Source organism: Prosthecobacter sp. (assembly GCF_044222345.1).
Lineage (GTDB): Bacteria > Verrucomicrobiota > Verrucomicrobiia > Verrucomicrobiales > Verrucomicrobiaceae > Prosthecobacter.
Genome location: NZ_JBGANL010000003.1, coordinates 86,442 through 105,834, shown reverse-complemented (window position 1 = coordinate 105,834; position 19,393 = coordinate 86,442). Strand labels below are relative to the sequence as shown.

Annotated in this window: 19 protein-coding genes; 16 read left to right on the top strand and 3 right to left on the bottom strand. The window is 58.5% G+C overall.

All coding sequences use genetic code 11. The annotated features are described in order from the left end of the window. The first annotated feature begins 72 nt into the window (after positions 1-72). The 5 genes from ACILSL_RS03125 to rpmF are packed head-to-tail and all read left to right on the top strand — an operon-like array spanning position 73 to position 2,452. The gene (locus ACILSL_RS03125) at positions 73-828 is read left to right on the top strand and encodes a pyridoxine 5'-phosphate synthase (protein ID WP_395730540.1); all 756 of its coding nucleotides are present in this window, start codon (positions 73-75) and stop codon (positions 826-828) included. A gap of 4 nt (positions 829-832) precedes the next feature. Continuing rightward, positions 833-1,204 carry a holo-ACP synthase gene (gene acpS / locus ACILSL_RS03120; protein WP_395730539.1) on the top strand — a complete coding sequence of 124 codons (372 nt, stop codon included), beginning with the start codon at positions 833-835 and terminating at the stop codon, positions 1,202-1,204. Positions 1,205-1,255: 51 nt separating this feature from the next. Continuing rightward, positions 1,256-1,738, top strand: coding sequence for a pantetheine-phosphate adenylyltransferase (coaD, locus tag ACILSL_RS03115; RefSeq protein WP_395730538.1), 483 nt, complete (start codon positions 1,256-1,258; stop codon positions 1,736-1,738). A gap of 18 nt (positions 1,739-1,756) precedes the next feature. After that, a complete protein-coding gene (locus ACILSL_RS03110; RefSeq protein ID WP_395730537.1) occupies positions 1,757-2,236 on the top strand; it encodes a YceD family protein in 480 nt (159 codons plus the stop codon). Positions 2,237-2,263: 27 nt separating this feature from the next. Beyond that, positions 2,264-2,452 carry a 50S ribosomal protein L32 gene (rpmF, locus tag ACILSL_RS03105; RefSeq protein ID WP_300203639.1) on the top strand — a complete coding sequence of 63 codons (189 nt, stop codon included), beginning with the start codon at positions 2,264-2,266 and terminating at the stop codon, positions 2,450-2,452. Positions 2,453-2,549: 97 nt separating this feature from the next. Here rpmF and ACILSL_RS03100 read toward each other — a convergent pair whose 3' ends face one another. Together ACILSL_RS03100 and mnmE are read right to left on the bottom strand one after the other, a co-directional pair. After that, on the bottom strand, positions 2,550-3,434 hold the full coding sequence (locus ACILSL_RS03100) for a TIM barrel protein (RefSeq protein ID WP_395730536.1): 885 nt from the start codon (positions 3,432-3,434) through the stop codon (positions 2,550-2,552). A 27-nt stretch (positions 3,435-3,461) separates the two neighbouring features. Next, positions 3,462-4,805, bottom strand: coding sequence for a tRNA uridine-5-carboxymethylaminomethyl(34) synthesis GTPase MnmE (gene mnmE / locus ACILSL_RS03095; RefSeq protein WP_395730535.1), 1,344 nt, complete (start codon positions 4,803-4,805; stop codon positions 3,462-3,464). A gap of 143 nt (positions 4,806-4,948) precedes the next feature. On the opposite strand from mnmE, the gene ACILSL_RS03090 reads away from it, so the two are divergent. The 7 genes from ACILSL_RS03090 (at position 4,949) to ACILSL_RS03060 (ending at position 13,661) form a co-directional block, all read left to right on the top strand. Then, a complete protein-coding gene (locus ACILSL_RS03090; RefSeq protein ID WP_395730534.1) occupies positions 4,949-6,421 on the top strand; it encodes an MraY family glycosyltransferase in 1,473 nt (490 codons plus the stop codon). Next, complete coding sequence (locus ACILSL_RS03085) at positions 6,418-8,949, top strand: O-antigen ligase family protein (RefSeq protein ID WP_395730533.1); 2,532 nt, start codon at positions 6,418-6,420, stop codon at positions 8,947-8,949. Before ACILSL_RS03090 ends, ACILSL_RS03085 begins: the two co-directional genes overlap by 4 nt. A 120-nt stretch (positions 8,950-9,069) precedes the next feature. Next, positions 9,070-9,543 (top strand): GNAT family N-acetyltransferase, encoded by a 474-nt coding sequence (locus ACILSL_RS03080; protein WP_395730532.1) that lies wholly within the window; start codon positions 9,070-9,072, stop codon positions 9,541-9,543. Between the two features lie 14 nt (positions 9,544-9,557). Then, positions 9,558-9,869 carry a hypothetical protein gene (locus tag ACILSL_RS03075; RefSeq protein ID WP_395730531.1) on the top strand — a complete coding sequence of 104 codons (312 nt, stop codon included), beginning with the start codon at positions 9,558-9,560 and terminating at the stop codon, positions 9,867-9,869. Positions 9,870-9,876: 7 nt separating this feature from the next. After that, a complete protein-coding gene (locus tag ACILSL_RS03070; protein WP_395730530.1) occupies positions 9,877-11,505 on the top strand; it encodes a PrsW family glutamic-type intramembrane protease in 1,629 nt (542 codons plus the stop codon). Positions 11,506-11,562: 57 nt separating this feature from the next. Continuing rightward, the gene (gene cls, locus ACILSL_RS03065) at positions 11,563-13,008 is read left to right on the top strand and encodes a cardiolipin synthase (protein WP_395730529.1); all 1,446 of its coding nucleotides are present in this window, start codon (positions 11,563-11,565) and stop codon (positions 13,006-13,008) included. A 275-nt stretch (positions 13,009-13,283) separates the two neighbouring features. After that, positions 13,284-13,661, top strand: coding sequence for a rhodanese-like domain-containing protein (locus ACILSL_RS03060; RefSeq protein ID WP_395730528.1), 378 nt, complete (start codon positions 13,284-13,286; stop codon positions 13,659-13,661). 87 nt (positions 13,662-13,748) lie between these two features. On the opposite strand, the gene ACILSL_RS03055 is transcribed toward ACILSL_RS03060, so the two are convergent. Next, on the bottom strand, positions 13,749-14,882 hold the full coding sequence (locus ACILSL_RS03055; RefSeq protein ID WP_395730527.1) for an ROK family protein: 1,134 nt from the start codon (positions 14,880-14,882) through the stop codon (positions 13,749-13,751). Positions 14,883-14,950: 68 nt separating this feature from the next. On the opposite strand from ACILSL_RS03055, the gene ACILSL_RS03050 reads away from it, so the two are divergent. The 4 genes from ACILSL_RS03050 to ACILSL_RS03035 are packed head-to-tail and all read left to right on the top strand — an operon-like array spanning position 14,951 to position 19,367. Further along, positions 14,951-16,102 carry an LLM class flavin-dependent oxidoreductase gene (locus tag ACILSL_RS03050; protein ID WP_395730526.1) on the top strand — a complete coding sequence of 384 codons (1,152 nt, stop codon included), beginning with the start codon at positions 14,951-14,953 and terminating at the stop codon, positions 16,100-16,102. 1 nt (position 16,103) lies between these two features. Beyond that, positions 16,104-17,150, top strand: a complete 1,047-nt coding sequence (locus ACILSL_RS03045) for a Gfo/Idh/MocA family protein (RefSeq protein WP_395730525.1) — start codon at positions 16,104-16,106, stop codon at positions 17,148-17,150. Positions 17,151-17,188: 38 nt separating this feature from the next. Beyond that, positions 17,189-18,076 carry a hypothetical protein gene (locus tag ACILSL_RS03040; RefSeq protein WP_395730524.1) on the top strand — a complete coding sequence of 296 codons (888 nt, stop codon included), beginning with the start codon at positions 17,189-17,191 and terminating at the stop codon, positions 18,074-18,076. A 58-nt stretch (positions 18,077-18,134) separates the two neighbouring features. Continuing rightward, positions 18,135-19,367: a PQQ-binding-like beta-propeller repeat protein gene (locus ACILSL_RS03035; RefSeq protein ID WP_395730523.1), complete on the top strand. Its 1,233-nt coding sequence runs from the start codon at positions 18,135-18,137 to the stop codon at positions 19,365-19,367. Positions 19,368-19,393 lie beyond the last annotated feature (26 nt).

The window sequence follows — 19,393 nt, the reverse complement described above, 5'->3', positions numbered from 1 at the left end:
CTGTAAACTTTGCGTCAAAAGACTCATAGACCGGAAGCTTGCGGGTGGAATGGGCTGCGCTACATAGCCCTTATGCCCCAAACCAACCTGCTCCTTGGAGTTAACATCGATCATGTCGTGACTTTACGTCAGGCACGTTACCGCGCCATGCCGGATTCTCCCAATGCGGAGCCTTCAGTGCTGTCTGCCGCACAGGCGGCGGAGGCGGCGGGTGCTGATTCGATCACCGTTCATTTGCGGGCTGACCGCCGCCACATTCAGGACGCAGACGTGTATTTGCTCCGCAAAAGCATCGGTACCAAGCTGAATCTGGAAATGGGCAACACCCAGGAAATTTTGGACATCGCGCTTCAGGTTCGCCCAGACTTCGTCTGCATGGTGCCGGAAAACCGCGAGGAGGTCACGACCGAAGGCGGGCTCGATGTGGCCGGTCAGCGCGAGGCGCTTCGCCGCACCGTGAAAGCGCTCAGCGACAACGGCACCCGCGTCAGCATGTTTGTTGATCCGGACCTCGAACAGATTCGAGCCAGTGCAGAAATCGGCGCGGCCATGATTGAACTCCACACCGGCACCTTTGCGAATCACACCGGCGCGGAACGTGCCGCCGAGGTCGAGCGCCTCTGCGCCGCAGCGGAGCTAGGCCACGCCCTTGGTCTCCAGATTAATGCCGGACATGGCCTGACCACGGAAAACCTCCCTTCCCTCTGGCCCGTGCCTCACCTCGCGGAACTGAACATCGGCCATCACCTTGTTTCACGCGCCGTTTTCATCGGCCTGCATGGTGCGGTGCGTGAAATGCTCGCCGTCATGGCGACCTATCGCAATTGATCCCATGAAAGCCACCGGCATCGGCATCGATCTCGTGGAAGTGTCCCGCATCCGCGAGATGCTGGAGAGGCACGGCCAGCGCTTCAAAGAGCGCACCTTCACCGCTGGCGAAATAGCCTACTGTGACGCCTGCGCCGAGCCCGCCATGAATTATGCCGCACGCTTTGCCGCCAAAGAAGCGGTGGCCAAAGCGCTTGGCACCGGCATTTGGGCGGAAGGCGTGAACTGGACCGACATCGAAGTCGTGCGTGCGGACAATGGCAAACCTTCCATCCTCCTGCACGGCGCTGCCGGACAGCATGCCGGTGAAGCCACCTGCCTCGTCAGCCTCACCCATACACGCGAGCTGGCCATGGCGCAGGTGCTGCTGGCGTGAGCTTTTACTTTTCAGGCCCCACCCCAGCCGCTACAGTCGGCCTCCACTCACATGCGACGCGCGATCTATCCGGGCAGCTTTGACCCCATCACCAACGGCCACCTCGACGTCTTGCAGCGTGCAGCCGGAATTTTTGACAATCTCATCATTGCCGTCGCCCGCGACAATGCCAAAGAGAGCCTCTTCACCGTCGAAGAACGTGTCGAACTCATCCGCAACGCCGCCGCCGAGATTCCTGGCATCGAGGTCATGCCTTTCGACGGTCTGCTGGTGAATTTCGCCCGCAAGCATCAGGCCTGCGCCCTCGTCCGTGGCCTGCGTGCGGTGTCGGACTTTGAATTCGAGTTCCAACTTGCCCTCATGAATCGTAAGTTAGAGCCGAACCTCGAAACACTCTTCCTCATGCCCCGCGAAGAATACACCTACATCAGCAGTCGGCTGGTGAAGGAAATCTGTCGGCTCGGCGGCCACATCGAGCAGTTTGTACCGCCCAACGTCGTCGACGCCCTCCGCCGCAAACTTCATAAGGCCTGATTCCCCCCTTCCCCCCCCATGCACCGTCCCTTTTTCATTGACCTTCGCTCCCTGCCCGATGGCGGCAAGGACATCTCCGGGCAGGAGCTGCCGGCGTTCTTTGACCTCGACCCCAAAGACTCGATCCAGGCCGTTTCCCCGTTGAAATACGATCTCCACGTCGAGCGTGACGGCAGCGAGCTCCTCATCAGCGGTCGGCTGGAAGCCACTTTCAGCCTGGAATGCGGTGCCTGCATGGAACGCTTCGACTACCATGTCGATCTGGCCGACTACAATTCCGAAGTCGAGATTGCAAAGGATGAAACGATCAACTTGACGGATACCGTACGGGAAGATACTCTGCTTGCCCTTCCGAGCTACCCACGCTGCGATGCTGGCAATGTCCATCCTCGTCAGTGTCCCGCCGAAGGCAGGTTTGAACCGGAGTTGGAAACAACTCCAGACGAGCCTCAAAGTGCGGGTCCGGGTGTATGGGAAGCTTTGAACAAGTTAAATTAGAAGAACAGACCCCACCTCGATACTCTCATGGCCAATCCGAAGCGCAGACAATCCAAGAGCCGCCAACGCATGCGTCAAGGCGCAAACCGCTGGAAGGCACCCACCCTCAAGAGCTGCCCAGAATGTGGCACCTCAGTCCCCGGCCACGTTGCCTGCCCTTCCTGCGGTTACTACCGTGGTCGTCAGGTGATCAGCAAGGTCGCTGGCGAAGCCTGATCCCTTCTCGTTAATCTATTTCCAACCCCGCCGAGTTTCACTCGGTGGGGTTTTTTTGTTTGTTCTCAACTGGCAGCTTTCACAGGCTGCCAAGGACTCAGACATCACAAACCATCGCGGCGTGGCGCAGGGCCAGAATCGGATCGTCCCAAGTGGGGATGAATTCGTGGGCGACGAAGTCGTGGTAGCCGATCTCCAGCAGCGCCTGCATGACGGCGGGGTAATTGATCTCCTGGTGCTCGTCGAGCTCGCAGCGGCCGGGATTTCCAGCCGTGTGGATGTGGCCGATGTAATCCTTGTGAATACGCAGGCGGCGAATGATGTCACCGTTCATGATGCTGACGTGGTAGATGTCGAAGAGCAGCTTGAAATTGGGGCTGCCGACCTGCTTGATAAGATCGACGCAGAAGTCCACGTCATCGCCGAAGTAGCCGGGGTGCCCCTTCATCGGATGGGAGCTGTCACGTGAGTTCAGGTGCTCCAAAACCAGCGTGATGCCTTTCTTTTCAGCAAGCGGCAGCACCTGCTTCCAGACATCAAGACATGAATGGATGGCCTTGTCGCGGTCCATTCCCTCAAACTTCATGCCCGTGAAGGTGATGACCTTTTTGCTGCCGACATCGGCGGCGAGGTTGATGGAAGCGGTCAACTTGGTGACCACCTCATCGCGGAATTCGGGATTGCATGGGCCTTTGGCGAAGCCGTGGCTGCCGACGAGGGAGATGTCGAGACCGAGCGCCTTCACATCGGGGTAGTATTTGCTGTCGATGCCCTCCATGCCGACGAGTCCGATGTCTTTGCAGTGCCTGGCCAGGACCATCGTGTCCATGGGTTTGAAGCACCAGCCCATGACGGTGTGCTTGATGCCGTGGTTTTTGATGACGTAGGCAGGATCAGCCGCAGCTTTATCGATGGATTGAGCACTGAGACGTGAAGCAGCAGTGGCAGCAAGAGCTGAGGCGAAGAAATGGCGGCGGTTCATGGTTGTAGAAGTCAAACGGTGCCAGGATCACTTTCCTATGCAGAAGGTGGAGAAGATGACATCCAGGATGCGCTCGACATCGACCTGGCCAATGACGTCGCCTAAAGCTTGGAGCGCCTCACGAATCTCGAGGGCAATGAATTCGGGAGCCTCATTTTGTTCCAAAGCTGCCCTGGCGGCCAGGAGACGCTCGGCACAGCGTTCGAAGGCAGCCTTGTGCCGTGCATTAATGGCGATGGGATGATCCGCAGCGAGCGGCCCGGCCGTGGCAATGACATCACGGATGGCGTCGCGCAGCGGTTCGATGCCGTCACCGGAAAGACAGGAGAGCGGGATGGCCCCGGACTCGCCGCTCCAATCGGCATGAATGCCCAGATCGCTTTTGTTGAGAATGAGAATGCGGCGGCGGGCAATTTCGGGCGAGAGGGCCAGCCGGGACTCACCTGCTGCACGACTGCCATCAACCACTTCAATCACAAGGTCGGCGCGCTCCAATTCACGCTCAGTACGCTGAATGCCAACGCGCTCGATGTCATCACCAGCCTCACGCAGACCTGCGGTATCCACAAGGCGCAGCGGAATGCCATGGACCTGGATGATTTCCTCAATGGTGTCACGGGTCGTTCCCGCCGTGGGACTGACGATGGCACGCTCAAACCCGAGCAGGACATTCAGCAGGCTGCTTTTTCCGACATTGGGAGCGCCTGAGATCACCGTCCGCGCGCCATGGCGCAGGATGCGCCCCTGCTCGGACGTGGCGATGAGTTTTTGCGCGCGCCCAAGAACGGCATCGATACGACGCAGCAGATCGGCCCCCGTTTCAGGCGAGATGTCTTCTTCGGGAAAATCGATGTAGGCCTCGACATGGGCGAGCACGGGAATGATGTCCTGCTGCATGGCTGCAGCTTCGCGACCGATGGCACCGCCCAATTGCTCATTGGCAGCACGGAGCGCGAGCGTGCTTTGTGCATGGATCAAATCCATCACCGCCTCGGCCTGCGTAAGGTCCATTTTGCCATTCAAAAAGGCACGCTGGGTAAACTCACCCGGATCAGCAGCTCTTACCCCGCACGCAAGCCAGCGCTCCAGAACACGCTGGGTGACGAGAACGCCACCGTGGCCGTGGAATTCGATGACGTCTTCACCCGTGTAACTTGCCGGCCCCTTGAAGTAGAGCAGCAACCCATGATCCAGCGCACCTCCCTTCTCGTCCACGATCGGAACAAGATGCGCCATCCTGGGCATAACCTTTGCAGGCAACCGGGCGACCCGGGCAGCGATTTGCAGCGCCTGTGGGCCGGATACGCGCACCACACTGATGGCAGCCTCTCCCAAGGCAGTGGAAATGGCGGCGATGGTGTCGTTGATCATTGTCGATGGTGAGGGGTGCGCGGCAGAAGTTCAAGAAGCGTTCCAGGAAGTTGCAACAAAAGACTTCTTCAGTGCTGAAGTCTTGATCCCTGATTGGGCAACGGTTATGCTGACGGCTTTCCAACTAGAATTACCAGTCACGCATGTTTGAACCTGCCATTCAATACACCGCCATGGGCCCATGGGCGCCGCGGCATGTTTCATGGGTGGAAATGGCCTGTTATTTTTGCGGTGCCCTGGTGATTGCCGCACTGGGCACCTGGTGGATACTGAATCGCGGTGGGCGAATCGGGCTGGATGAACCAGACACCCGTCGCAAACTGCATGAGAAGGCGATCTCACGGCTTGGTGGTGCCCCCATTTTCCTGGCGGTGGGTGTGGCCTCGCTGGTGGCAGGCTATATTGGCGGACTTGGCTGGACTCGCTGGCTGCCAGTGGCGGTGTGCAATGCTTTGATTTTCAGTGTGGGCTTTGTGGACGACCTGAAACCACTCGGTGCAAGAGTGAAGTTGATTGGCCAGATCGGCACGGCGTTGATTTTGTATTCCTTGGGGGTTTCTATCGACAATCTCAGCAATCCGTTCGGAGAGGGAGCTGTTGCTCTGGGATGGTGGAGCCTGCCACTGACACTGCTCTGGCTGGTGAGCATTCCAAACATCGTCAATCTAATCGATGGTATGGACGGTCTGGCGGGAGGTTTCGGCCTATTCTTAAGCCTGACCCTGGCGTTCCTAGGCTACTACAGCGGCCAGCCGGATGTCCTGGTTGTCTCGCTCGCAATGGCAGGCGCACTGGCGGGATTCCTGATCTTCAACCTCCCTCCAGCCAAGATTTTTTTGGGTGATGGCGGAGCTTATTTGATCGGTTTTTTCATCGCCTCAGTCTCCCTGTTCACATCGAACAAAGGATCGATCATCGGCGCGCTGCTGGTCATCGTTATAGCCCTGGGGGTGCCCATTTTGGACACGCTGTTTGCCATCATTCGAAGGGCTATCCGGGGAGTTCCCATTTTCAACGCGGATGCTGAACACATCCATCATCGGTTGATTCTTCTTGGTTACAGCAAGGGGGGGGCGCTTGCCGCCATGTACGCCGTCTGCCTGGCTCTGAGCTTGGTGGGATTGAGCATTCTGATGATCAAGGGCAGCGCTCTGCCAGTGGTCGGCGCCCTTTTATTTTTGCTCGCCCTGGGTGCTGCCCGCTATCTGGGATACATTCGAAGCTGGTCCAATTTCCGCGCTCAGATCAACGAGACGATGGAGCGGCGCAGACAGCGGGAATTTTTTCGTGCCTACGGGCGCGTGCTGGATTTTGAAGTGGAGCGGTGCACAGACCTGCCAAGCTTTGCCACATTGTTTCAGCACGGGCTGAAACGCATGGGCTTGAGCATGCATCCTCAGACCGGCAGTCAGCCAGAAATTTTGGTTCTGGGCGGGGGCTGGCATTTTACCATCCATCGTCCTATGGATGACACCGATCTCGCTGAATGGCATCTACGTCTTGATGTGCTGCTGCCTGCACTCGAACGCTGTCTGGAGAAATGGAAGTCTCTGCCGTCCAGCAATCAAATCGAATCTGCGATCCCGCCCCATCTTCCGCTTTCAATCACGGCATGAAAAACGAGTCCGACCAGTTTGAAGAGCCAGTGCAACAGATTCCCATGCTTGCCGGGGATGAAGCTGAAGTGGTGGATTCAACAGCTCTGAAGGGCGACTTTCAGGAAGATGACTTTGAGGACGACGGCACCACGGCTCAGGAGCGGACCTACGATGTCCCCGGTCCCGCATGGCAAGGCTATTTTTTTGCCGCACTGCCCGTTGTGGCCTGCCTGCTCGGTGCGGGGCGCGAGGCTTGGTCCAAAGGAGGCATCACCCTCCTTCTGGCCTTGGTTTTGATCTGCTTTGCGCCCAAGCGCAAACTACCGCCGATGGCGTTGTTCGGCCTGCTGGGGGCCGCCCTCTCTCCGTTGCTTTCCTTTCTGCCGGCAAACTGGTTGTTCAAGGCTCCTGCATGGCAGACCTCCTTGGTCCAGGACTGGGACATCCATCTGTCCAAAACCCTGACTCCTCAGGCCGCCGTAACGATGGAGGCATGGCTCTTTTTTGCCACCTGCCTTGCGTGGCTGGCGTGGTGTCTGACCCGGGGGTTTTCAGACCTCCAACGTCGGGCGATGATCCAAACCCTCACCTTGGGTGGAATCCTGCTTTGTTTCCTCTCCATCCTAGAAGGAATGAAGTCGATCACCATTCCCTGGTGGCCGCGCAATCCCTTGGAATGGGGAGATTCCTTTGGCCCCTTTGCCAATCGCAATCACATCAGCAGCCTCGCAGCCATGACGTGCGTGCTCTGTGCGGCAACAGGCTTTGATGCGCATCGGCGTAAATCACGTTTGTGGATCCCGTGTTTGCTGGGGTTCATCCCTCCCGTCATCTGCCTTTACATGAACAGCTCGCGTGCCGGCCTGATTTTGCTGTTTCTTGGCATGACAGCCTGGTTTGGCACCATTGCCATGCGGCGTGGTTTTTTTCAGAAACTGGCCGTTTCCACATCTCTCATCTTCATTATTTCTACATTGCTGGTCATGTCCGGAGGGAATGTCTCCAAACGGCTAACAGAAGGAGGCCTTGTAGATTTTGTTTCAGACAGCAGTCGCGGCTCCCTGTTTGTTGAAAGCCTCAAGATGTCCCTGGATTCCCCCTGGACAGGCATCGGCCTGGGAAATTTTGATGCTTTGTTCCCACAATTTTCCGGCATGTCCGAGCACATACGCCGCATCATCCATCCTGAGAGTGACCTGCTCTGGCTCCTGGCTGAGGGCGGATTGCTAACACTGCTGCCCGCCCTGCTGGTGCTGTTTTGGATCTTTTTGTCCACCGGCCCCTGGTATGGCAAAAAAAAGAAGCGCAAATCAGGCATGCAGGATCGTCGTCTCCGCAATGCCGCCGCCATTGTCTTCGGTCTGGGCGCCATCCATGGCCTGGTTGATGTCCCCAATCATGGCCTCGGTTATGCCCTCTTCATGGCCCTGCTTGCGGGAATCGCGATTCGACCACGCAGACTGCCCAACCAAGCCGGCATGCCTCAACGCCTGGTCTTCCGTCTTGGGGGAATCCTGCTGCTGGCGCTTGGTGCAGCTTGGACGGCCATAGGGCTGGGACATCCGGTTTTGCCGGGCACCAGCGCGGCAAATGCATTGCGAAGCCGGGCGGGTAAACTGGCAGACTCCGGCTCTCCTGCAGGCGCACTGCCGCTCATGGATCAAGCCATTGCGATGGCCCCCATGGATTTTCGTTACTACTACGAAAGGGCCTGTCTGCGCCTTCGTCTCGGCCAGCCGAAAGAAGAGGCTTTGCTGGATTTTTCCCGCTCACGCGCGCTTGATCCGACTTACGCTTTGACCTGTTACACAGAAGGGGTGTTCTGGCTCGATTTCGACCCTCAGTATGCAGTCGTCGGCTGGCGCGAATTCCTGCGCCGCTATCCGGAGGCAGCACCCGGTGACTATGGCTACTACCGCCAAATGCTCAATTACTCCCACCAGCATCCCGAACTGCGTGAGCCGCTCTGGACACTGGCCACAACCTCGGAGTTGAAATTCGAGTTCCTGAGGAGTGTGCAGACCCGGGATGAATTTGACCGCTGTTTGAAAAGTCTGCTGGTTCAACAACCTGACCTGAGAGGTTTGGATTCAGCGCATCGGAAAAACCTTTTCAGCATGTGGTATCAGCATGGCAATCAAGAGGCGCTCATCACGGCGTTGGAAACCAACCGCAAATGGCAGGAGGACGGCTGGCGCACTCTCGCGGAACACTACGCTCGCAATTCCGATTTCCAGCGCGCGTGTCAGACAGCCATCCCCTATCTCACCTCGGTCGTTCGCACCTCACCAGGAACCAGCACCAACATCGCCGCCTTGGAGCGTGCCCTGCTTTACAACCCCACCGATGTCAGAAGTGGCATCGATTTATTCCAGGCGCAGAAGACCCAGGGCGACATCGACGGAGCGCTGCGCACTCTGGAAAAAGTGGCCGCATTCCCCAATGCCCCTGCGTACGTCCGCCAGGAAATTGCCACCCTGTACATGATGAAACAGGATTTCCGCCGCGCCTGGGAAAACCTGCGTGAGGCGATGCAAAAAGCATAGCATGGGCAGAGTGAAGGCGTTGGATAAAATCTGCTTCATTTTGGGGCGGATTGCGCAACTTGCCGAACTCGATGCATCGAACGCATTGCCTTTGTCCACGAGCCCGTTATTCTGTTAACTATGCCCGCCACCGACATCGAGCCACATATCGAACCGGCAACCATCGAAGACCTGCCTCAATTGGTGGAACTGCTTCTCGCCTTGTTCAGTGAAGAAGAGGATTTCAAGCCGGACCGCTCCAAGCAGGAGCACGGCCTGCGCCTCATTTTGGAGCAGCCCAACCGCGGCCGCATCTTTGTGCTGCGCACGGAACACAAGGTCATCGGCATGATCAACCTGCTCTTCACCATCAGCACGGCGGAAGGTGGTCTGGTCCTCATCATGGAGGATGTCATTGTGCATCCGCAGCACCGTCGTCAGGGATATGGCGGACGCCTGCTGGATCATGCCATCGAATTCGCACGGGAAAAACACTTCCGCCGCATCACCCTGCTGACTGACCGCATCAGTGCCGACTCGCAGTCCTTCTTTCAGCAACACGGGTTCCAGTTTTCCAAGATGATCCCGATGCGCCTCGTCTTTAACGAACCCTAAACCGGCTGCTCGTTATGCATGCGTTTCTCGCCTTCCTCCCTCGGCCCGAAGGCGGCACGATCAAGGTTTCACGTGAGTGGGTGGAGGCCTCAGACTGGTTTGTTCTTTTCACCCTGGGCACACTGCTGTTTCTGCTGGGCGCATTTGCCATATGGGCCTGGCTCATTTGGCGGCGCACCACAAAGCCGGAGCCGCATATCAAGCTGCTCATGGAATTGGAGGAAGAATCCGCAGTCGAAGCCCGCACCACCATGCCAGAGGTAGAGCCTGAAATGCGGGCACCTTGGGAGCAGCCCCCCGACTGGTGGAGGAAAGAGGCCCCTTAGACACGGCATGAGCAAGGAGCGTTCTCTTTTTCATGGCTGGCGTGCGCGCACCCACCACCTCACGCGCAATCGTCGCTTTCTGCTGCGCACCGCCGCCAGCATCACCGCCACAGGCATGATCATCGCCTGTGTGATCGTGATCGGCAGTGTCCGCCAGGGAGCGCCCCAGCAGAGTCAAGCCGAACTCTCCGCCTTGAGCCGACTGCATGAAGAGTTTCACCGCCTGCGGCATGAAACCAGCCCGCAGCCGCGCCAGCTGGCCCTCTGGCTGCGCATGCTTCTCGCCCAACTCCCTCAGATCGTGGAGGAAAACGAAGAAGCGGTGTTTCCAATGTTCACTCAGACAGGAAAACTTGGCGCCTATGAGGTGAATCAACTCATCCAGCAGCATGCCACCACGGATGCCCCAGCTGGTTTGTTCCGGGGTTTTCTTGCCGCAGCCCTCGCCGGAGATCCGGCAGCACAGCAGCAGCTCGAGCAAAATGCCGGGGCATTGCCGCCTGAAATGCTCGCCGCAGAGCTGCTGGGCAGCGTTCAAAAGCGCCGGAACAACATCCCGGCGGCCATGGAGGCTTTTTACACCGAGGGCCTTCACTTTGCGGATGCCACCACCTCGCGTGAAGAAGCACTTCACCTGGCTGTGACACTGCATGACATTAAGTTCCTGCGCGCCATCGCCGCCCAGCCCGGCTGGATCGAGCATTGCCCCCCGCTGCTCCAGCACCATGCAGGCTCTCTTCTGGGCGACATCTGGATGCAATGGCATGGTCTCATTCGTCACCGCCTCGATGAAATCCCCTATGGCATGCTCGGCCTCGCTTTCTTCGTTGCCGCCCTGTGGTACTTCATCCTGGTGCAGCACAGTGACCACGAACGCTGGCGCTGGGCGCGTCCCATCGTCGCCCTCATGGCTGGAGTGGCCAGCGTGTGGCCCACGCTCACCATCCTCGCCTATCAGGAGTTTCATCAGGGCATGTCCGCTGCAGCGCCCTTTCCTCATGATTTGATCTACTACATCGTGGGAGTCGGACTGCGTGAGGAAGGCTGCAAGCTGCTGCTCTTTGCACTGTTCCTGCCATGGTTGATGTGGCGTCGCACTCCGGGTCTGGCACTGCTCACGGGTGCTTTTGTTGGGCTGGGTTTTTCGCTGGAGGAAAACATCGGCTACTACCAGAATTTTGGCGGCAGCATCGCCTGGACGCGATTCCTCTCCGCCAACTTCCTGCATATCTCGCTCACCGGCATCTGCTCACACAGCCTCTACCGCATGCTGCTCACCCGCTTCGCTCGTGCTGATGAATTCATCGCCACCTTCCTGCTGGCAGTCATAGCTCACGGTGCCTACGACTACCTCTCTCCCGGGAAGCTTGACGACAACGGCTGGTTGTCCGTCATTGTGCTCATTCTCTGCGCCGCACGCTTCATCGACCTCCTCGGTGAGGAAACCCGTCCTGTGCATCTCACCATCGCACCACGGGCTGTCTTCACTTTTGGGTCCGCCATTTTGATCGCCATCTCCCTCATCCTTGGCGCATGGACCACGCATACCATGGCGGGCGTCGCCAAGGCGGGTCAGGAATGCCTCAGCATGGTCCCGATTGCACTGCTGTATTGGCGGAAGTTTGAGAATGCGTGAAACCTCGCAGGACAGGGTTGTGCTTTGCACTTCGTCATGATTCGCGCATGCTGCGCCATGACTTGGTTTGAACACAATTTCTGGGCGGTGGCGCTGGCGATTGCGTCGATCTCCGGTTCCGTTATTGCGCTGATCCATCTGCTTCTGTGGCACCGCGACTACCGTTCCGCTGCATTTTGGACGGCACTGGTGGTCTTCGCACCGCTGATCGGGCCGCTGCTGTACCTTTTGCTGGGCATCAATATTCTGCGCCGCAGCGGCCGGCGCTACCGCAGCGGCATCAATGAACCCTGGCACGATCCGGTGCCGGATCATCCCCTGCCCATCACTGCCACTGAAAGCTGTACCATGCAGGAGCACCAGCAGCTGGCACGCACGCTGGACCGCATTTCACGCTTCAGCCACATGCAGGGAAACCACCTGGAAATCCTGCGCAATGGTGACGAGGCGATGCCACGCATGCTGGAGGCGATCCGTAGTGCGCGGCAAAGCATCACGCTTGCCAGCTACATATTTGAGGCCAGCGGCATTGGCGCAGACTTCGTGACCGAGCTCTCGCTGGCAGTGAAGCGGGGCGTGCAGGCGCGTGTCATGGTGGATGATGCAGGTACACGCTACTCCTGGCCGCCCGTGGTTGAGGCCCTGACACAGGCCGGAGTGACAGCATGCCGATTCATGCCCAGCCGTATGGTCCTGCGTCTCATCACGATGAACCTGCGCAATCATCGCAAGATCATGGTGGTTGACGGTAAGACGGCCTTCACCGGTGGAATGAATATCCGCGAGGGAAACATGATCGCCCGCAAGCCGAAACACGCAGTGCATGATCTGCACTTTGCAGTCACCGGCCCATGCGTGGCGCAAATCCAGCGTGTGTTTGCTGAAGACTGGGCCTTTTGCACCGGAGAAATCCTGGAGGGGCCTGCGTGGTTCCCAGAACTGGAAGCCACGGGCAGCACGACCGCCATCGGCATCGTCGATGGCCCCGACGAGGACATGGAGGTGATGCCAGCGGCATTCTTTGCCGCACTCAATGCCGCACGCGAGGAGGTGAAGATCATCACCCCCTACTTTCTTCCCAATCCAGTCCTCATGGCGGCGCTGCGTCTGTGTGCTGTGCGCGGCGTGAAGGTGACGATCCTAACTCCAGCAGAGAACAACATCCCGTTTGTAGGATGGGCCGCGCAGACCTTGTATCCCGACCTGCTGTCGATAGGCTGCCGTATCTTTGAATCCCCGCCCCCTTTTGATCACTCCAAATTGTTCATTATCGACGGCGTCTGGTCATTCCTTGGTTCCACCAACTGGGATCCCCGCAGCCTGCGTCTGAACTTTGAATTCAACCTCGCCTGCCATGACGCTGAACTCTGCCGGCGGCTCGCTGCGGAGATGGATGCCAAACTGGCCCTCAGCCGTGAAATCACATGCGAGATGCTGGAAAATGCGCCGGTATTGCACCGCTTGCGCAACGGCATTGCGCGTCTCTTCATTCCTGCACTCTAAGAACTTTTGAATCTTTTGGCAAAACCAACCGTATCTAGGAACGTTGTACTCTACAGCCTCCATGATACCTCCCGGGTTTTCACCATGCCTTTCCTGCTCCAGTCGCTGCTGCGGCAGGGGAAAAATCGTCTTTGCCGGGAATAAACCCACAGGCTGCAGCATCTCACTTGCACCCACAATGTGCTCATACTCCTGAACCTTTGCCCCGGCAGACGGGGCCGCTGCCGCGCACAGCCCAACGCGCACCACTTAACTCAACCCATCCAGATCCAATCATGAAGAAACTCATCGCACTCGTCTTCGCCCTCGTCGCCTCCGCCGGTTTCGCCGCCGAGTTCCCGGACATCAGCATTGCCGATCTCAAGAAGGCCATCGCTGAGAAGAAGGTCACCGTCATCGACGTGAATGGCGCCGCCTCCTACAAGGCCGGCCATGTGCCAACCGCCATCGACTTCGCAACTCAGGGCTCCAGCCTCGCCAGCTCCCTGCCTGCTGACAAGGGTGCACTCGTCGTCGCCTATTGCGGTGGTCCGGCCTGCAGCGCCTACAAGGCCGCAGCCAATGCCGCCAGCCAGCTCGGCTACACCAACGTCAAGCACCTCTCCGCCGGCATCTCCGGCTGGAAGGCCGCCAAAGAGCCTCTGGAGAAGTAATACTTCAAGAGACTCCACCCACCGGGTGTGCGGGAACCATTCCTGCCACCCGGTTTTTTTGTGCCCGCAGCCAGAAAGCCAGAATGCTCAGACCGGAGACCAGGCCTCCATGGCAAGGCTAGCCGCACCGAGGGCACCTGCGTTATCACCCAGCTTCGAAGGCACGACTTTCAGCCCTCCTTCGCGCAAAGCAGGCATCAGTGCGCATGCGGTATCTGCAATGGATTGGCAAAAACGCTCGCCCAGCATCGTCAGGGGCCCGTGAAGTATGAAGACTCCGGTGTCGATGATCATGTGCAGCAAGCCGATCACGCGTGCGTAGTCGGCACACACGGCATCCCATTCCGGCCCTGCCGAATCAGCAACAGCCGCAAGACCAGCTCGCAGATCTTCGGGCAGCTTTGCACGCTCATCCACTCCAGCCAGCCGCCGCCACGTCGAGGGGGCGCTCAGCGCATGATGCAATTCTTTGCCGTCACCCAGCCCGGCCATCAATGGCCAAGGCCAGCGCCCAATTTCCCCGGCGACATGATGGGATCCTTCGATCAATCTGCCGTCCTGAACCATGGCAACGCCAAAACCACTCCGCGGCCCGAGGATCACATAATCATTCAAACCATGTCCTAAACCGAACCAACGCTCCGCCAGTGCAATCGCCCTCAGGTTGTTCTGCAAAATGACAGGGACTTTCAATTTGGATCCGATCTTATCAGCCACCGGCACCTGATTCCAATCAGGGATGAATGCATAGTACAACCCCAGGCCTGCATGCGCATCCACAAGGCCGGGAACGCCCAGACCTACCGAGAGCAGCGGCCCATGCATCATCTCGGCCATCTTTGTCACGCAGGAGAGAATCGACTTGAGCACCTGATCTGCCATCACATCTGCTGGCAGCGGCAGTTCGACCGTCATCTTCAGGCTGCCGGAAAAATCCACTCCCACGGCCTGAATACGCTGGGCATTGAATTCCAAGCCAGCGAACCAGCCCGCCTCCGCTTGCGTGCTCAAAATGCGCCTGGGGCGGCCCATCGGTCCTTGGTTCAAGCCCGATTCATTCAGATATTTTTCGGCGATCAAATGATCTACATACAATCCGGTCGTCGAAGGCGATATTCCCAATGCCTTCGCCAGAGTCGTGCGCGAGGTCGCACGCCCACTGCGGATCTGCAGCACAGCAGCCCCGAGCGTTTCACGTTGGACAATTGGGTTTTTTCGCATTCGAATAAAAAGCCTGTTGATCTCTTACTGTCCGGCAGGATCAATACACTCCCGTCAAAAATCTTCTCATGAGTGATTTACCCATTCGCACCCCTGATCGCAAGTGTGAAGTCGCTTGGTTTTCGGCTCTCTGTTCAGACGACTACGAATTCCTCGGCATCCCAGATGGCTCCATCCGCTCCAATTTCGAGCATTGCAGCGATATTGTGAAAAAAGCCGACACTCTCGGCTATCAGAATATTCTGCTGCCCTCAGGCTGGATCGCCGGGCAGGACGCTCTGGCCTTTGCTGCCGCCATGGCTCCTCTGACGTCGCAGATCAATCAACTTGTCGCCCTGCGCATGGGTGAAGTCTGGCCCCCCATGCTCGCACGGGCGCTCGCCACCGTCGATCACATCGCCAAAGGCCGTCTGTGCATCAACATCATCTCCTCAGACATGCCCGGCATGAAGGAGAGCAATGAAGTCCGCTACGCCCGTGCTGGAGAAATCATTCAGATCCTGAAGGGGTTATGGCGCACCGACGGCCCGTTTGAATGGAAAGGCGACTTCTACAACATCAGCCTGCCCACCACCGAGCCCGCCAAGCCCTACCAGCAAAACGGCGGCCCCCTGCTCTACTTTGGTGGCATCTCGCCTGCTGCGCAGGATTTGTGCGCCAAGCACTGCGACGTTTTCCTCATGTGGCCGGAGACGGAAGACCGCATCGCCGAAACCATGCGCGTCATGTCCGAAAAAGCCGCCTCTTACGGGCGCAAGATCGACTTCGGCTTCCGTGCGCATGTCATCGTGCGCGAAACCGAAGCCGAAGCCCGTGCCGCCGCCGACCGCCTCATCTCCAAACTCACGGCTGAAAAAGGTGCCGAAATCAAAGCACGCTCTCAGGACAGCCAGAGCGCCGGCGTGAAACGTCAGGATGAACTCCGTGCGCAGAGCACCGACCTTTACCTTGAACCCCATCTGTGGAGCGGCATCGGCCTCGCACGCAGCGGCTGCGCCAGCGCCATCGTGGGTGATCCGGATCAAGTGCTCGCCAAGCTCAACCGCTACATGGACATGGGCATGCGTGCCTTCATTCTCAGCGGCTATCCGCATCTCGAAGAATGTGATCTCTTTGCCAGACACGTCCTGCCTCACCTCCCCTCCTGCCGCCTGAATGAAGTGCAGGGCAGGCGCGTTCCAGATCCCGTCACCCCGCTCACCACCGCACCACGTCACTGACATGTCTTCGCCTGTTCGTTTCGCCCTCGCCGGCTTCGGTGCCTGGGGCAAATTCCATGCCCAATCCATCGCAGGCCATCCCGACGCCCGACTCGTCGCCATCACTGCACCTTCAGAAGCTTCGCGGGAGGAAGCCCGCAAACTCTACCCCGAGGCGCTGATCTTTGTGGACAGCCTCGAAATGATCGCTCAGTCCGAGTTCGACATCATCGACATCGTCACCCCCAGCCACACGCACCGCGAGATCGCCCTCGCCGCCATGGCCAAAGGCAAACACGTGCTGCTGGAGAAGCCCATGGCCATCACCCTCGATGATTGCAAAGCCATCGTCGCCGCAGCTCGGGAACACGCCGTTCATCTCGCCGTCGGTCACGAACTCCGCCTCTCCAGCCAGTGGGGCCGCATCAAAGAAATCATCGACTCAGGCACCATCGGCGATCCTCAATACGTCCTCGTCGAACTCTCCCGCAAACCCTACCGCCAGGGCGCGAGCGGCTGGCGTTATGATCAGAGTCGTGTCGGCAGCTGGGTCCTCGAAGAGCCCATCCATTTCTTCGACCTCGCCCGCTGGTACCTCGAAAGCAACGGAGATCCCGTGGAACTCCACGCCTACGCGAACTCCCGCGATCCGCAGCGCCCCACGTTGTTCGACAACTTCAGCGCCATGTTCAAATACGCCAACGGCAGCTACGCCGTGGTGTCGCAAACACTCGCTGCCTTCGAGCACCATCAAACCGTCAAAGTCAGCGGCACCAAAGGCGCCCTGTGGGCCGCATGGAGCGGTGCCCTTGATCGCACCCTCGAACCCGACTACTTCCTCAAAGTCTTCGACGGCGAAAACCTTGAAACCGTGAAGCTCGAAAAGCACAGCGGTGAAGTCTTCGAACTCCGCGAAGAAATCGCCCAGTGCATCGACATGGTCCGCACCGGCAAAAAACCCATCGCCACCGGTCTTGACGGGCTCTGGTCCGCCGGCCTCTGTCTCGTCGCCGAAGAATCCATCCGCCAGAACAAGCCGCTGCCAGTGGGTGAGTTGCTGAAGTTTTAGGAGGCTAGATTGAGGGGGCTTGGTCGTTCTCCATCCCCATGAAAACCTCGCTCCTTCTCACCCTCCTTTGCCTCACCACGTCCATCGTTCATGCGGACGATCTGATGCCGCCGATCACTCAGGGGCAGCGTGTCGCCACCTGCGGGCATAGCTTTCATGTCTTCACCTACAAGCAGGTCGATGAGATCGCGAAGGCAGCCGGCCTTGATCATCAACTGGTCGGACTATCGAGCATCGGCGGCTCCACAGTGCAGAAGCATTGGGACGTTCCTGAAGAAAAAAGCGCCGTGAAGCAGGTGTTGAAAACAGGAAAAGCAGACGTGCTCACCCTGTCTCCCATCTGGCTCCCGGATGACGCCATCGAGCAGTTCGTCAAACTCGGCATCGAGCACAATCCCGCGCTGCGCATTCTCGTTCAGGAATACTGGATGCCGAATGACGAATACAAGCCCGTCTACCCGCTGGAAGCCAACAAGAAGAAGGTGGACCACAACGCCACCGACCTCGCCAAGCTCCGCGATGCGACCATGCGCTACGCCAAGGACATCGAAGACCTCGTGCGCGGCATGAATCAGCGCTTGGGCAAAGACTCCGTTGTCGTCGTCCCGGTGGGCATGGCCGCCGTCACCCTCCGCGAAAAAATCATCCAAGGCGAAGCGCCCGGTTTGAAAACCCAGGCCGAACTCTTCCGCGACAACTGGGGCCACGCGCTGGCGCCGCTTCAGATCCTTTCCAGCTACTGCCACTTCGCCGTCATCTACCGCCGCAGCCCCGCAGGCCTGCCGGTGCCGAATGCCTTCAAAGCCCTCAAAGACATGAGCGATGAAGACAAAGCGAAGCTCAACAAGCTGCTGCAGGAAATCGCCTGGGATACCGTCACTCATCATCCCCTCACCGGCCTGATAAAGCCCGTCGCTGCCAAATAGTGCCGCCCACAGTGCTTTTGACAGCACACCTCCTTTCGCGGCGTTATGCAAAGTCTGCATGAAAATCCCCTCCCTGCTGCTTGCCTCCGCGTTCCTCGCCTCTCATCTCACCGCCGCCGACTGGCCGGCCTGGCGTGGCCCCACGATGGATGGCCATGCGGCAACCGGACAAAAGCTTCCGCTAAAATGGAATGAAGGCGAAAACGTCCTGTGGAAAGCCGAGGTGCGCGGTCGCGGACATGGCTCACCAACTGTCGTGGCAGACCAGGTCTATCTTGCCACAGCCGACATGGAGACCGAAGAACAGCTCGTGCTCTGCTATGACCGCGCCACAGGAAAAAAGAAGTGGGAGGCGGTGGTGCATCGCGGCAACCTCAACACCAAAGGCCATAAAATCTCCTCTCAAGCCTCGTCCGATGTAGTGAGCGATGGCGAGCGCCTGTTCGTCAACTTCCTCAACAACGGCACCATCTTCACCACCGCGCTCGATTTCTCCGGCAAGCAGCTCTGGCAGCGCCGTGTGTGCGACTTTCAGGTGCATCAGGGCTTTGGCTCCTCGCCGGTTGTTTATCAGTCAGTCGTGCTCGTGTCCGCAGATCATCGCGGCGGCGGCAAGATGTCCGGCCTCAACAAACTCACCGGTGAGATCATCTGGCAGCAGGACCGCCCGCCCGTGGCCAATTACGCCTCCCCCGCAGTCATCATGGCCGCAGGCAAAACGCAGGCTGTGCTGGCAGGCTGCAACAAGGTGGAAAGCTTTGATCCTCTCACCGGAAAAAAACTCTGGAGCATTGACGGCAGCACCGAGGAGACCGTCGTTACGGCGGTGACCGATGGCAGCCGCATCTTCCTCGGCGGTGGTTATCCCAAAAGTCATACGATGGCCGTTGAGGCCGATGGCTCCGGCAAAATCGCCTGGGAAAATATCACCCGCACCTACGTGCCTTCCATGATCGTGAAGAGCGGCCATGTCTTTGCCGTGGGAGATGGTGGCCGCGCTGCGTGCTGGAAATCCGCCACCGGCGAAGAGCTATGGTCGGAGAAAGTGGACCGCGAATTCTACGGCTCTCCCGTCATGGCCGATTCGCGCATCTATGTGACGAGCAAAGGCGGCGTCACCTCCGTCTTCGAAGCCACGCCGGAGAAGTTCACCCTGCTGTCGCAAAATCAGCTTGGAGACGAATCCTTCAGTACTCCTGCCATCTGCGACAACCGCCTCTACCTCCGCTCCGCCAAGACTGGCCCCGCTCGCCAGGAATATCTGTGGTGCGTAGGCGAGCCAGGAAAGTGATCACCTGACAAGCACGGCAAAAAAGT

Coding starts and splice junctions, on each gene's coding strand:
- ACILSL_RS03060 (WP_395730528.1), top strand. CDS start 13,284: ATGAAGAAACTCATCGCACTCGTCTTCGCCCTCGTCGCCTCCGCCGGT.
- mnmE (WP_395730535.1), bottom strand. CDS start 4,805: ATGATCAACGACACCATCGCCGCCATTTCCACTGCCTTGGGAGAGGCT.
- acpS (WP_395730539.1), top strand. CDS start 833: ATGAAAGCCACCGGCATCGGCATCGATCTCGTGGAAGTGTCCCGCATC.
- ACILSL_RS03100 (WP_395730536.1), bottom strand. CDS start 3,434: ATGAACCGCCGCCATTTCTTCGCCTCAGCTCTTGCTGCCACTGCTGCT.
- ACILSL_RS03125 (WP_395730540.1), top strand. CDS start 73: ATGCCCCAAACCAACCTGCTCCTTGGAGTTAACATCGATCATGTCGTG.
- cls (WP_395730529.1), top strand. CDS start 11,563: ATGACTTGGTTTGAACACAATTTCTGGGCGGTGGCGCTGGCGATTGCG.
- ACILSL_RS03045 (WP_395730525.1), top strand. CDS start 16,104: ATGTCTTCGCCTGTTCGTTTCGCCCTCGCCGGCTTCGGTGCCTGGGGC.
- ACILSL_RS03075 (WP_395730531.1), top strand. CDS start 9,558: ATGCATGCGTTTCTCGCCTTCCTCCCTCGGCCCGAAGGCGGCACGATC.
- rpmF (WP_300203639.1), top strand. CDS start 2,264: ATGGCCAATCCGAAGCGCAGACAATCCAAGAGCCGCCAACGCATGCGT.
- ACILSL_RS03085 (WP_395730533.1), top strand. CDS start 6,418: ATGAAAAACGAGTCCGACCAGTTTGAAGAGCCAGTGCAACAGATTCCC.
- ACILSL_RS03080 (WP_395730532.1), top strand. CDS start 9,070: ATGCCCGCCACCGACATCGAGCCACATATCGAACCGGCAACCATCGAA.
- ACILSL_RS03040 (WP_395730524.1), top strand. CDS start 17,189: ATGAAAACCTCGCTCCTTCTCACCCTCCTTTGCCTCACCACGTCCATC.
- ACILSL_RS03035 (WP_395730523.1), top strand. CDS start 18,135: ATGAAAATCCCCTCCCTGCTGCTTGCCTCCGCGTTCCTCGCCTCTCAT.
- ACILSL_RS03070 (WP_395730530.1), top strand. CDS start 9,877: ATGAGCAAGGAGCGTTCTCTTTTTCATGGCTGGCGTGCGCGCACCCAC.
- ACILSL_RS03090 (WP_395730534.1), top strand. CDS start 4,949: ATGTTTGAACCTGCCATTCAATACACCGCCATGGGCCCATGGGCGCCG.
- ACILSL_RS03050 (WP_395730526.1), top strand. CDS start 14,951: ATGAGTGATTTACCCATTCGCACCCCTGATCGCAAGTGTGAAGTCGCT.
- ACILSL_RS03110 (WP_395730537.1), top strand. CDS start 1,757: ATGCACCGTCCCTTTTTCATTGACCTTCGCTCCCTGCCCGATGGCGGC.
- ACILSL_RS03055 (WP_395730527.1), bottom strand. CDS start 14,882: ATGCGAAAAAACCCAATTGTCCAACGTGAAACGCTCGGGGCTGCTGTG.
- coaD (WP_395730538.1), top strand. CDS start 1,256: ATGCGACGCGCGATCTATCCGGGCAGCTTTGACCCCATCACCAACGGC.